The organism is Streptomyces sp. HUAS TT7, from assembly GCF_051550175.1.
Taxonomy (GTDB): Bacteria; Actinomycetota; Actinomycetes; order Streptomycetales; family Streptomycetaceae; genus Streptomyces.
Genome location: NZ_CP196176.1, coordinates 72,327 through 86,500 on the forward strand (window position 1 = coordinate 72,327; position 14,174 = coordinate 86,500).

Here is a 14,174-nt window from a genome sequence, read left to right on the forward strand (position 1 = left end):
GTGCAGATGGACCAGAGCCCTCCCTCTGATTCGCGGATCGCCGTTGTGGGCGTGGCATGCCGGCTGCCGGGGGGTGTCCAGTCGCTCGATGACCTGGCGTCGCTCCTGCTCTTCGGTGGGGATGCCGTCACCAATGTGCCGCCCGAGCGTTTTGACGCCGCGTCGTTCCTGGACGGCGGGCGGCGGCGCTCCGGACGGACGTACACCGCGGCGGGCGGGTTCCTGGAGGACATCTCGGGGTTCGACTGCGGGTACTTTTCGTGGATCTCGCCGCGGGAGGCGTCTCGCATGGACCCGCAGCAGCGGCTGCTGCTGGAGCTGGCGGTCGAGGCCCTGGACGACGGCGGCATGGATGCCCGGCAACTCGCCGGCACTGACGGCGCCGTGTTCATCGGGTGTTCCAGCAAGGACTACGGGACGCTTCAGGCAGCACGGCCCGAAAGCGGGAACGCCTACACCGTCTCGGGCATGGCCGGCGGCAACACCGCGAACCGGATCTCGCACCTGCTGGACTGGCACGGCCAGAGCGTCATGGTCGACACGGCCTGTTCCTCGGCACTGACCGCAGTCCACCAGGCGTGCGAACACCTGCGCGCCCGGCGGTCGGCGACGGCTCTGGTCGGCGGCATCAACATTCTGATCGACCCATATGTCTACAGCGGTTTCTCCGGCGCTTCCATGCTGTCGCCGTCTGGACGCTGCCGGGCGTTCTCCGCCGACGCCGACGGCTATGTACGGGCTGAGGGCGGCGGGCTGCTGCTGCTCAAGCCGCTGTCGGCGGCGCTGGCCGACGGCGACCGGGTCCACGCGGTGATCGTAGCCAGCGGCACGAACAACGACGGCCGCACGGCGGGCCTCGCCCTGCCCAACGGCGAGGCCCAGAGTGCCCTGTTGCGGGACGTGTACGGCGACGCCGGGATCGCGGTGGACCGGCTCGTCTATCTGGAGGCGCACGGGACCGGGACGCCGGTGGGCGATCCCATCGAGTGCGCCGCGATCGGTGCGGCCCTGGCACGGCGTCGGACGGCCGGCCCGCTGCCGATCGGTTCGGTGAAGTCCAACATCGGCCACATGGAGGCCGGTTCAGGCGTTGCGGGCCTGCTCAAGGCGGTCGTGACCCTGCGCGAGAGGATCGTGCCGGCCACCTTGCACGCCCAACCGTTGAACCCCGGGATCGACTTCGACGGTCTCGGGCTCCGCCCCGTGACCGGCGCCGAATCCGTGGAGGTGCGGCCGAAGTCCGTGGTCGGGGTGAACTCCTTCGGGTTCGGCGGGGCCAACGCGCACGTGGTCGTCGGCCCTGCCCCGGAGCAGGACCAGGGGCACCGGGCCCCGGCCGGCGGCCCGCTGCCGGTCGTGGTGTCCGCTCGGTCCCCGGAGGCGCTCGGGGAGGCGTGCGGGCGCATGGCCGCGCGGCTCGAGGCGTGCGGCGAGGGGGAGTTCTACGATCTTGCCTTCACCTCTGCGCGGCGCCGCACTCTGCATGAGCACCGCACCGTGGTCCTCGCCTCCGCCGCCGGCGAGGCGGCGCGGGCGCTGGGTGGCGCGGCCCGCGGCGAGCGTCCGGCGCCTGGTCTGGCATCGGCGTCGGCGGTCGAGGACGGCATCGTGGCCTTTGCGTTCGCCGGCAACGGCTCGCAGTGGGCGGGCATGGGGGCAGACCTGCTTGCCGTCGAACCAGTGTTCCGTGAGGCGGTCGAGGAGGTGGACGCGGCACTCGGCCGTCACCTGGGCTGGTCGGTCGTCCAGGAGATGTGTGCGCAGGCGGAGAGCTCCCGGATCCGCGCCACCGAGGTGGCTCAGCCACTGCTGTTCGCCTTCCAGGTCGGGCTGGTGGAACTGCTCGCGGCCCGCGGTATCCGCCCGGCCGCGGTCACCGGGCACAGCGTCGGGGAGATCGCCGCCGCGTACACCGCCGGGGCACTCGACCTGGACTCGGCCGCGCTGGTCGTCGCCTGCCGCAGCCGGGCTCAGGCACTCACCGCGGGCCAGGGAGGCATGGCGGCGGTCGGGCTGTCCGAGCAGGACATCCTCAAAGCGCTGACCCCGTACGGAAACCGGCTGGAACTCGCGGGGATCAACAGTGCCACGGACACCACCGTCGCCGGGGACACCGCGGCACTGGCCGCGCTGGGCGAGGAACTCACCGCCCGCGGTGTCTTCTTCCACCCGCTCGGTCTCGATCACGCCTTTCACAGCAGCGCCATGGACACGGTCGAGGAGCCGCTGCGCGCATCCCTGGCCCAACTGCGCTCCCGGCGACCGGCCCTGCCGTTCGTCTCCACGGTCACCGGCACCCCGCTGGCAGCCGACCAGCGGCTCGACGCGACGTACTGGTGGCACAACGTGCGCCGCCCCGTGCTGTTCGGCGCTGCGGTGGACGCCCTGCTTCAGCTGGGAGCCGACGTGCTGGTCGACGTGGGACCACACGCGGTCCTCAGCCCCTACCTCCAGCGCCTCGCGCTGCGGCGGCGCGACCGCACTGTGGCTGTGATCCGCACCTGCACCCGGCGTGGCGACGGCCCGGGTGCCGTCCGTTCTGCCGTGGCACACGCCGCGGCCGCGGGTGCACGGTACGACGCCCACACTCTCTTCCCGCGCCCGGGGCGCGTCGTGGCATTGCCCGCCTATCCGTGGCAGCGTGAACGGCACTGGAACGGAGCACCGAACTGGTGGGGCAGGGTCACCAGCGACGGGACGGTGGACCGGCCGCTGCTCGGGCAGCGGGCTGCGGTGGCCGCCCCGGTCTGGCACGGCCCCTTGTCGTCGGCGCGTGCACCGTGGCTGGACGACCACCATGTGGGCACCGTCCGTGTGCTGCCGGGCACTGCCTATCTGGAGGCCGCGTTCGAGGCGGGCCGTGAGGCCCTCGACACGGACACGCTGGAAGTGACGGACCTGTCGATCACGACGGCCTGCGTCCTGCCCGGGGAGGACAGCACCGACGAGGTGCTGCTGCAGACCTCCCTGGAACCGCAGACGGGAATGGTCGGCGTCGCCAGCCGCAGCGGCGGGACGGGCGCCTGGCAGCAGCACGCCCGGGGGCGGGTGCGGCGGCTGCACCGGGCCGCGCCGGACCGGGTCGACCTGGTCGCGCTCACGGCCCGGCTGGTGCCGGATTCCGTGGCCGACCACTACGCGGCGCTGTCCCGGGCCGGGGTGCGATACGGTCCCGCCTTCCACGTGCTGACCGATCTGCGTGCCGGGGACGGCGAGGTCCTGTCCGCCTATCAGCTCCAGGCGGACACCACCGGCTACCTCGCCCATCCCGCCCTGGTGGACGGGGCCCTGCAGACCGGTTGTCGGCTGCTCGCCGGGCCCGGTGACGTGCGGCTGTTCCTGCCCGTGGGTATCGAAGGAGCCCGTCTGTGGCGCAAGCCCGCCGCCAGCGGCTACGTCCACGCCAGAACCGTGGCGGTCGGCGAGCGGGAGGCGGTGTGGGACCTGCAGGTGCTGGACCCGGACGGCCGGGTGAGCCTGGAGCTGACCGGATGCAGGCTACGCCGCTTCGACCACGAGGGCACCAGGCCCCCCGCCCTCCATGAGGTCGCCCTGCGCGCTCTGCCCGTGCCGGGCGGGCCCGGGCCATGTCCTGCGCTGCCCGCCCCCGCGCAGCTGCTGGCGGCCACCCGCGAGGAACGCCGCCGGCTCACCGCGGCCACGGACGACCGCTACCCGAGGTTCGCGGAACTGAACTGGCGTGTGCTGGGCCACTATGCCGGGCTTGCCTTCCGTGAACTCCTCCCCGATGCACCGGAGTTCGCCATCGGCGACCTCGAAGCCGCCGGGGTGCGCCCGCAGTACGGTCCGCTGGCGCAGCTGCTGGCCCGGTCCGCCTGTGACAGCGGCCTGCTCGCCCCGCGCGCGACAACCGGTGCCGGCCCCGCCGGCTGGCGATTCACCGAGACCCGGCCCGACCCGGAACCACAGGTCCGCGCCCAACTGCGGGAGCTGCCGGAGTGGGTGGCCGTGAGCGCGGTGTTCAACCGGTGCCGCCGGTACCTGGCCGGCATCCTGCGCGGTGCGGCCGACCCGCGCGCGATGCTCTTCGCCGACGCCGACCGGCACCTGATGTCCCAGCTGTACAGCGACGCGCCGCACTGGAGGCTCCACAACCTGTACGCGCGCGGCCTGGTCCGCGAGATCGTCCGTCACTGGCCCGCGGGCCGGCCGTTGCGGGTGCTCGAAATCGGCGCCGGCACGGGCGCTCTGACCGCCGCCGTTCTGCCGGAGCTGCCCGCCGACCGCACGCGTTACACCTTCACCGATGTCAGCGCCGCGTTCTTCGCCCGCGCCCAGAGCCGCTTCCGTGACCACGATGTCATCGAGTACCGCACCCTCGACCTCGACCGGGATCTGGCGGACCAGGGCTTCGTCGGCGCCGGCTTCGATCTGGTCCTCGCCGCCAACGCACTGCACCTCGCTGCCGACGTGCACCGTGCCGCCGGCCGGGTCGCCGGTCTGCTCGCCGAGGGCGGGCTGCTCCTCGGCCTGGAAAGCCTGGAGGCCGATCCGGTCAGTTCGTTGTTCGGGCTACTCGATGAGTACTGGCACTGCGCGGACAACCGGCGCGGCGGGCCGCCCCTGCTGTCGCGCGCGGCATGGACGCGGTGCCTGAGCGACGCCGGCTTCGACGATGTGCAGCACACAGGCGTCGCACCCGATGTCCCCCGCCAGGACACCACCGTGTTCCTGGCCCGCCTAGCCGCCAGAGCGGCTCTGCCGGCGCTCGCCCCGCCGCCCCAGGTCGCGGGGTGCTGGGCGGTCGTCGCCGAACCCGCCGCGCGGGATCTCGCCGAGGGGGTGGCCGCGCGGCTGGCTGCTGCGCTGACCGGCCTGGGAGACGCCGTCGCGCTCCCTGCGCCTGCTGCGGCCGGCCCCGATGCCCCGCCGGGCGTGGTGGTGATCCTGAACGCGGGCGATGCGACCGCAGCCGACCGCATCGAGGAGCTGACCACCTGCCGTGCCGGCGCGCTGAGGGACCTGGCCGAGCAACTGGCTCCCGTTCGCGGGCAATTGTGTCTCGTCACTCCGCCCACCGGCCTCTTTCCCGCTCCGGAGGTTCCGCTCAGCCCGGCGGACGCGCCGATGTGGGGGCTGGGCCGGGTCCTGGCCACCGAGTATCCGGCGGTACGCGTTCGCTGCGTCTCGCTGGAGTCCGCCGGTAACCTAGGGCGTGATACCGAGCGTCTGGTCGGCGACCTGCTCGCTCCGGACGACGCCCCGGAGACCGTCCTGACCCCGGACGGTCGTTTCCGGCCTCGTCTGGTCTCCCGCGCCCCACTGTCCCGGCGTCCGGCCCCGGGCGACCGCTTCCGGCTGCGCCTTAGCAACCCCGGCCTCCGGCACCAGCTCGGATGGATCCCCGAGCCGGTGCGGGAGCCGGGGCCCGGAGAGCTCCTGATCGAGGTGAAGGCCGCCGCCCTCAACTACCGGGACGTCATGGTCGCCACCGCACTGGTGCCGGACGAGAACGCGCCCGCCGAGGGCGGCCCCCGCCTCGGCCTGGAGTGCGCCGGCATCGTGTCGGCGGCCGGGCCCGGCGTCACCGCCTTCGCTCCCGGCGACCGGGTCTACGCCTCCGGCTACGGCTGTCTGGCCTCCCACGTGGTGGTGCGGGCCGACCAGAGCGGACGCATGCCCGACGGCATGCGCTTCAGCGAGGCGGCCACCGTGCCCGCCGTGTTCCTCACGGTGCAGTACGCGCTGGAGGAGTCGGCCCGCCTGCGCCCCGGGGAATCCGTGCTCGTCCACGGCGGCGCGGGCGGCATCGGCCTGGCCGCCGTCCAGTACGCCCGCGCCCGGGGCGCCGACGTCATCGCCACCGCCGGCACCCCGGCCAAGCGGGAACTGCTGCGCGCTCTGGGGGTTCACCACGTCTTCGACTCCCGCGGCCTCTCCTTCGCGGAGGACGTGCGCACCGCCACTGCGGGCCGCGGCGTGGACGTCGTCCTCAACTCCCTGGCGGGGGAGGCCATTTCCCGGGGTCTGGAGTGCCTGCGCCCCGGCGGCCGCTTCGTCGAACTCGGCAAACGTGACCTGTACGCCAACACTCCCCTGCTGCTCGGCCCGTTCCGCCACAACATCGCCTACTTCGGCGTGGACGTCGCCGGCCTGGCGGTACAGGCGCCCGAGACGGCCCGCGCGCAGTTCGCCGAGCTGACCCGGCGTGTCACTGGCCGGCGCTACCGGCCGCTGCCGCACCAGGTCTATGCGGCCGACCGGATCTCGGAGGCGTTCCAGAGCCTGCTGCACTCCCAGCACATCGGAAAGGTCGTCATCGATCTCGCCCAGGCCCCGCTCGTGGAACACCCCGCCGACGGCCTGCGCCTGGATCCCGACGCCAGTTATCTGGTCACGGGCGGCCTGTCGGGGCTGGGTGCTGCCTTCGCGGCGTATCTGGCCGAGGAGGGCGCCCGTCACCTGGTCCTCGTGGGCCGCCGCGGTGCCAACACTCCCGATGCAGGCGCCCTGCTGGAGCGGCTTGAGGCACAGGGAGTTGACGTGCGCGTCCACGCGGCCGACATCGCCGATCCCGACGCCGTCGCCCGCATCCTGGCCGACGCGGCGGACGGCGGCCACCGAGTGAAGGGCGTCATCCACGCGGCCATGCACCTCGACGATGCCCCGCTCAGCGAACTCACGCCCGAGCGCTTCACCGCGGTCCTGCATCCGAAGGTGGCCGGCACCCTCGTCCTGGACCGTGCCACCCGCACCCAGGGCGTGGATTTCTTCGTAGTCTGCTCCTCCGTCAGCGCCACGATCGGCAACCGCCACCAGGGCCCGTACGGCGCCGCCAACGCCTTCGGTGAGGCTCTGGTGCGCCAGCGGCGCCGGGCCGGGCTCCCGGCACTGGCCGTGGAGTGGGGCGCCATCCGCGGCACGGGCTACGCGCAGCGGGCCGGCCTGATCGACACCCTCGCACGCAGCGGCCTGGAAGGACTCGAACCGCACGAGGCGTGGTCCGCCCTGCGGGAACTCACCGGCAGCGAGGCGGAGACGGCCCTCGTCGGGCGCTTCGACTGGCACCGCCTCAGCCAGCTCTTCCCGGCCCTCAACACCCGGCTGCTCCACGGCGTTGACGACATGGGCCCCCAGAGCGGCGCCGAGAGCCCGCAGGACGTACGGGCACGGCTGGAGGCGCTGGCGCCCGAGGACGCCACCGAGACGGTCGCCGAGATCCTGGCCGAGCTGACCGCAACAGTCCTGCAGACCTCCGTCGAGCGCGTCGACCGCACCTGCCGACTGGACCGCCTGGGCATGGACTCCCTCATGGTCGTCGAGTTGGTCGCGCTGGTCCGCAAGCGGCTCGGCTGCGACATCTCCGTCCTCGAACTCACCTCGTGGCGTTGTCTCGACGACCTCGCCTGCCGCGTTCTACCGCTGATCCGGAGAGAGAAGTGACCGACACCAGCCTCAGCCCCGCGGCCTCGGCGCCACTGCACGATCTGTCCGCCCTGCCCTGGTGGCGGCCCCTCCTCGTCCAGGCCGTGGGCCTGGACGAAGAGGCCGGCCCCACCCTGGCCGCCTTCGGCCGACAGCTCCTCACGGCCTTCGAGGAGCAGGGACACACCGTCATGCAGCACTCGCACGGCGACGTCGACCTCCTCCTGGTCGCCGCCCGCATCCCCGACGGCCCGGCGCCCCTGCGCGACCGACTGCCCGAACGGATGCCGCCCCTGGCCGTCGCGGCCTGCCGGGAACACGGCCTGCGGGTGGGCTCCCGCCAGGTCGTGATCCTCGCCGAGATCCCCGAACGACTGAGCCCGCTGCCGCACGCGCAGGTGGTGGAGACCGCCCGCACCGCCATGGCCCGCACCGCCGCACCCAAGATCCTCTTCGTCAGCCGAGGCGACCGCCCCGGCCAGATCACGGAAGTCACCTTCTGCACCATGGAAGGCGGACACCCCACCGAGACGGCGCCACAGGCCGCGGACCGCATGCGCGACCGCCTGGTAGCCGCCGCCTGCGCCCGCGACATCTGCGACGCCTACCAGATCGTGCCCGACGCCGTACCGGCACGCACATGGGACGCCAGCCCCGCCCCCGCCCAGCTGGCACGCGCCGGCCGCACGATGGGCGAGCTGGGACTGCTGCCACCCCCCACCGCCATCGGCCGCTACGTGTCAGCCGAACTGGCCCGCCTGTACGAGCAGTACATGGGCTGGAAACGCATGAGCGAGGGCATGCTCTTCCTCATCGACCCCGACCTCGACGCCCTGGTGGTCAGCGCCTCCGGCAGCTGGGACGTCGACAAGCGCAGCCTCGGCCCCGACGACGTCACCATCGTCGCGCTCGACCCGCCGGACAGCCCCCTGCGCGTCCTCGCGCCGGAAGGCCGCCACCCGCTCGGACCGTCCGTGGAAGCCTGGGAAGTACGCGCCTTCCTCCACGCCGCCCCCAAGGTCCGTGTCACCCGCACCCCGTCCGGCGTCTGGGCGCCGCACCCGGACGGTGAGCGCGAAGTCCCGCTCATCCGGGCCGGAATCCATGCCCACGTGGGCGTGGAACGGGCCGACGACGCGCACATCGAGACCGTGGCGCCCAACCGGGACCTCTTTCCCTACGGCTTCGGCTGCGGCAGCGACCTGACCGCCCAGGTCGCCGCCGACACCGTGCGGCGCTCGCATGCCGTCCACCACCCCGACGACCCGAGGCGCTACGTGCGCTGGCCGATGCTCTACCACGGCGAGATGGCCGTGGAACTGTGGAAACCCGGCCTGCCCGCCGAACCACTGAGCGGACTGCTCGACGTCTTCGCCACGTCCGTCGCCTTCCGTACCGATCACATCGAACAGCCGGTGTGACCATGCCCACCGCACTGATCACCGGCGCGACCTCCGGCATCGGCCGGGCCTTCGCGGAACAACTGGCCCAGCGCGGCTACGACCTCGTCGCCGTCGCCCGCACCCACAGCGCCCTGACCGACCTCGCCCACAGCCTTCACACCTCGGCGGGTGTGCACGTCGAGACCATCCCCGCCGACCTCGCCACCACCGACGGCTGCACCACCGTGGAACGCCGGATCTCCACCGGAAAACCCGTCGACTTCCTCGTCAACAACGCCGGGACCGTACTGAGCCGCCCCTTCCACGCCAACGACGTATCCGCCGAAGCCGCTCTGCTCGACCTCAACATCCGCGCCGTCATGCGTCTGACCCACACCGCTCTGCCCCGCATGATCGAACGCCGGTTGGGCCACGTGGTAAATGTCTCCTCCTTCACCGCCCTGGGCATCGGCGGCCTGGCCACCACCTACCCCGCCAGCAAGGCATGGGTACTCGCCTTCACCCAGGCCATCGCCCGCTCCCAGGAAGTCACCGCCAGCGGCGTCCGCATGATGGCACTCCTCCCCGGCTTCACCACCACCGACTTCTTCGACCGCAACCAGCTCGCCACCCCCAACCTTCCCTCCTGGGCCTGGCTGAGCCCCGCACACGTGGTCACCACCGCCCTGCGCGACCTCGCCCGCGGCCGATACGTCAGCATCCCCAGCCGCCGCTACCAATGCGCCGGCTGGGCTCTGCACCACCTGCCACACCCCCTCATCCGGCCATTCACCTGGGACTTCACCAACCCGAGCACACTCTGGACCACTCAACCCCGACACCACCGACACGACAGACACCCCCACGACCACCCCTGACACGCAGACCCCTGGAGTTGGCGGGCACCACGACCTCGCGCAGGACAGAGAAACCCTCCGACGGCGAACAGGAACACCGACTGCTGCTCCGATTCGCAGCCCCTCGAGACCCGGTGACGGCCGCGAAACGGATCACGTACCGGGTCATCAACACCGAACGCCAGGACTGGCTGCGCGGCTACGACGCCGCCTCCCGCTACCGGGAACGGACAGGTGATCTGGAGGTGCCCTACGAACACCTCGAAGGCGCCTACCCCTTGGGACGGTGGCTCTCCGACCAGCGGCGGACCTGGCGGGCCGGACAGATGCCCAGCAAGCGGGCCGACGACCTCGACGCGCTCGGCATCGTCTGGGACACCGCCGACGCCCAGTTCGCCGAGAACCTCGCAGCCGCGCGCACGAACTTCGCTGAGGCCGGCACCCTGGCCGCGCCCCGGCACGCCACCGCACTCGACAAGCCGGTCGGGCAGTGGCTCACCAACATCCGCCGCCCCGGCGGACTGGGCAAGGACCCGAAACGGGCGAAGCAGCGGGCCGAGGAGCTCGCAGCGGTCGACCCAGACTGGAACCCCGCGTCGTTGGGGTGGACAGTCGACTGGCAGCGTCACTACGTCGGCCTGGCAGCCCTGTTGAAGGACGGGGCGCTGCTGACGGGCATCGTGCCCGGGGTGACCTGGCGCGGGGACGACATCGGACGCTGGCTCACCCGCCAACGGCGCGACTACGGCCAGCTCAACACCGAGCAGCAGAAGCGACTCGCCACACTGGGCGTGCAACCGGCCGTACAGGCCCGCAAGGCCCCGCCGGTTGGCGGGGCGAAGGCTGGGTCGGTGCGGGGGGCGGAGGCATTCACGCGGGGACTTGCGGCGCTTGCGCAGTACGTCGAGCGTGAACAGCGGACCGTCATTCCGCGGCAGCACACCGAACGGATCACCGTCGACGGCCACGAACATGAGGCACGGCTCGGGGTGTGGGTGTCGAACCACAAGAGCCGCCGCGACAAGCTCAACGAACAGCAGCTCGCCCAACTCGCCGCACTCGGCATCGACTGGGCGTAGGCCGCCAGAGTGACCACGGCCGCAGCCCGTCGTCGAACCGGCAGGTCAAGGAAGTGGAACTGCACAGGAGTCCCGGGGAACGGCATGGCTCCGGGACCCTGATGCTGCCGGGCACCGGCACCGCCGGCCCGCTGCTGACAAACACCCAACCGAGCACCACCTCGGACACATATCCGGAAACCCTCAGACTCCGCGACTATGCGCCACTCGCCTGTCCTGTTTTCGTTCTTCGTGTGTGCGCACTTTGGGTGGCTGGGCAGCAGGGCGCTACCCCTTGATCGTGGACACCCTGATCATTGGATCGTGAAGATCCATAGGACAGGAGTTCCCGTTGGGGACGTCGAAGTACTCGCCTGAGTTCAAGGCCGATGCCGTCGCGCTGTACCACGCCAGCCCGGGTGGGACGTACGCCTCGGTGGCCAAGGACGTGGGCATCAACCACGAGACACTGCGCACGTGGGTGCGGGACGCCGAACAGGCCGCCCGGCCCCGGGCGGTGGAGGCCACCGCGATGGAGAAGGAGAACCGGCAACTGCGGGCGCGGGTGAAGGAACTCGAGCTCGAGCGGGAGATCCTGCGGAGGGCCGCGAAGTATTTCGCGGCCGAGACCAGCTGGTGAGCAGCCGCTTCCAGTTCGTCGCCGACAACCGGGACGCCTTCGGCGTCAAGCGGCTGTGCCGGATGCTGCAGGTCTCGCGCTCCGGCTTCTACCGGCACCTGGCCGGCGAGGACGCGCGGGCTACGCTCGCTGCAACAGCCCGATGTTGCAACGACTGGTTGAACTCGCCCAATACGGCTCGAAGGAGTTCGCCCAGGTCTGCTCGGAGCTCGGCGTGATCAGATCGCGCGGCGCGGTGGGCACGAGCGCGGACAACGCCGCCGCGGAATCGCTGAACGCGACCATGAAACGCGAGACGCTCCAGGGGCGGAAACGGTGGAACGGGGCGCGTGAGGCACGGCTCTCGGTCTTCCGGTGGGCGACCCGCTACAACACCAGAAGAAGGCACTCCGGCCTCGGCCAGATCAGCCCGAACACTTACGAACAGCGATCAACTACGGTGATGGCCACCGCTGCATGACAACCGGTGTCCACGGTCAAGGGTGAAGCCTCCCCCCCCCGGACAGAACCCGATACCCGGTACCCGACCACGACCCGCCGAACCAACGCGGTCACGGCACTAGTTCAGAGAAGAGCTGGGCGCTGTAGGGATCACAGTTACGGAGCTTCCGGAACTCGCTGACGCGGCCCGCGCGGTCAACGGGCACCTGCCGCATCTCCGCTACGGTCCCCGGCCCTGGCCGACGGTCTACACCATGCCCTACCCGTGGCCGCCGACCGGCGACCGTGACTGACCACTCTTCCTCAACGCGCCGCCCCCTGCCGCCCCCTGACATAGGCGACAGCGGCACGAGCGACGGCTTGCTGCGTGTCCACGGCTCTGCGCCTGAGCGTTCTTGTTGACCGCGCGCGTTGCTGCGACCACAGCGGATCGGGCGTCGTCGGCCCCACCGTGGAGCCTGCCCCCGTGCCGGCCACCGCACCCGAGTCCCGTATTCCGATTTGCGTCGTCTGGGATACTTGATTCCATGCCTGGTGCCCGACAACACGATGCCCCGCCGTCCTGCTCCATGCGGCTCGCCGCCTGGATCTTTCCCGTGGGCCTTGACGGTCATCAACGACAGTCCTGGTCCGAGTGGACGAACTGGCGGATGTTCCTGCTGCTCCTCTTGGGGCCTTTCATGCTGATCGGGGCGTTCACTGCCCAAGGCTCTGGGGTGACGTGGTGGGAACGAGGCGGCCTCGCTGTGGCCGGTGCCGCCATATCGGCCGTCTTGGTTCGGGTAGTGATCGGGTACCGGCAGCTCACGGCGTCAACCCGGCACAGCGCGAAGGCTCAAGACGTAGGCGCAGACCGGTGACTCGGCCTCGCGGATGTGGCGGTGGACGGTTGCGATCCCGATGCCGAACCCGGAGGCAAGTTGGACCCCGTAGGTGGGCCAGGATGAGCAGGGCCTGGCGTCCGGCCGTGACCGCTGCCATCGGGTGCCGATCGCCCGGCGCCGGACGACGGGTTGACCGGCGAGGTACCGCAGGGTGCGGCTGGATAGTTCTATGGATGACAGGGAGACCAGTACGGAAGATCCTGGCACTGCGGGTGACTCAGGTCGAGAACCCGTCTGCCAGGAGCTTCCTCGTTGTGCAGAGGCACCCACTTGCGGTTTCCTGGCCCCCGACGGCGCTGGCTCCCCAAGCACGCACGAGGGAGCCCCTGACTCCCGCCCGGCTTTGAGCCGTGCCATGGGGCTTGCCCGGGGGCAGGAGTCGGGGTGAGCGACTCCGGTGGGGGACAGGGCATGACGGTGTATGCGGGTGATCGCCGCCGGTGTGTGTGCGGGGTGAATACGCGTAGCATCCGGCAGGAATCCCATGCGCACACTCCCTGAGGAGTTTCACCGTGCCGGACAGCTCCACACTCCAGTCGCAGTACGCGGTCCAGGTCCAGAAGGACCTGGAGAGCAATGCTGCGGAACGCGAACGCATCGCCGCCGAACTCGACGTTCTCCAAGGCAAGCTGAAGGAGTTGGAGGACAACCATGCGCTGCTGACCGCGATGCAGCAGACCATCGGCTCCGCCACTGTCCCGGCTGCTAAAACGCGCAAGAAGACCAGTGAGACGGCGCGTGCCAGGCGGGTTCCGCGAGCGCGTACTTCGGCAGAGACGACCCCCGCGACGGGGCCGAAGGAGCGGCAGACGAAGCCGATGGTGGGGAAGCCCACTGGTGGACGCGGGAGCGGCCCCACGCTGCGCGACCTGGTGGCAGAACATCTCGCCGGGTCCGGCCAGCCGGCCTCGGCCGCGGAGATCACCACCGCGTTGGTTGCCGCCCATCCCGGGCGGAACATCGCCGCCACCGTGGTCCGTAACACCCTGGAGAACCTGGTGGCCAAGGGGGCGGCACAGCGCACCCGCCAGCGCCGCTCGGTCTTCTACAGCCGCCCTGACACCACGGGCGCGAATGCGTCGGCGGAATCCGATGACACCGTGACCGGGAACGAGGAAGCCGCTACGCCGGCAGCAGTCTGACAGCGGAGACCTCCCTCAGGCCGACACCCCCTGGCGCAGCTCGCCCACCGGGGCGATCCTCCACGCGGGCAGCCCATTCGGGGCAGACGGCGCAGGGCAGGGCGGCTCCGCGTACGTGCGAACGGGCCGCGGAGCCGCCGGGTGAGCGCCGTTGAGCGCTCACCCGGCGCGGTACGGCCAGCAGCACCGGCAGCTGCGCAGGGACACACATGCGCCCTGCACTCAGGTGCCGTGGCGTCCTGGGCGTCCTGGCGCTGAGAGACCGCGCCACGTCACGGGTTCCGAGGTCGAAGTCGTAGCGACCGTCTCACGGCCAGCCCGGACACCCAGAACGGACCGACTCCGAAGACCGCCGCGCCGAGCACGTTCACTGGGTCCCCCGCC

5 protein-coding genes and 1 pseudogene are annotated in these 14,174 nt (G+C 71.3%); all 6 read left to right on the forward strand.

Annotated features, from left to right (window positions below):
* The first annotated feature begins 6 nt into the window (after positions 1 to 6).
* The 6 genes and pseudogenes from ACSHXC_RS40900 to ACSHXC_RS40925 all read left to right on the forward strand — a co-directional run bounded on the left by ACSHXC_RS40900 (position 7) and on the right by ACSHXC_RS40925 (position 13,790).
* Positions 7 to 7,404: an SDR family NAD(P)-dependent oxidoreductase gene (locus tag ACSHXC_RS40900; protein WP_438297638.1), complete on the forward strand. Its 7,398-nt coding sequence runs from the start codon at positions 7 to 9 to the stop codon at positions 7,402 to 7,404.
* On the forward strand, positions 7,401 to 8,807 hold the full coding sequence (locus ACSHXC_RS40905) for a hypothetical protein (protein ID WP_438297210.1): 1,407 nt from the start codon (positions 7,401 to 7,403) through the stop codon (positions 8,805 to 8,807). Before ACSHXC_RS40900 ends, ACSHXC_RS40905 begins: the two co-directional genes overlap by 4 nt.
* 2 nt (positions 8,808 to 8,809) lie before the next feature.
* Positions 8,810 to 9,646 (forward strand): SDR family NAD(P)-dependent oxidoreductase, encoded by an 837-nt coding sequence (locus tag ACSHXC_RS40910; protein ID WP_438297211.1) that lies wholly within the window; start codon positions 8,810 to 8,812, stop codon positions 9,644 to 9,646.
* 113 nt (positions 9,647 to 9,759) lie between these two features.
* Positions 9,760 to 10,704: a helicase associated domain-containing protein gene (locus ACSHXC_RS40915; protein WP_438297213.1), complete on the forward strand. Its 945-nt coding sequence runs from the start codon at positions 9,760 to 9,762 to the stop codon at positions 10,702 to 10,704.
* Between the two features lie 331 nt (positions 10,705 to 11,035).
* Positions 11,036 to 11,783 (forward strand): annotated as a pseudogene (locus ACSHXC_RS40920) (transposase).
* Positions 11,784 to 13,160: 1,377 nt separating this feature from the next.
* Entirely contained in the window at positions 13,161 to 13,790 is a 630-nt protein-coding gene (locus ACSHXC_RS40925; RefSeq protein ID WP_438297214.1) for a hypothetical protein, read from the forward strand.
* Positions 13,791 to 14,174 lie beyond the last annotated feature (384 nt).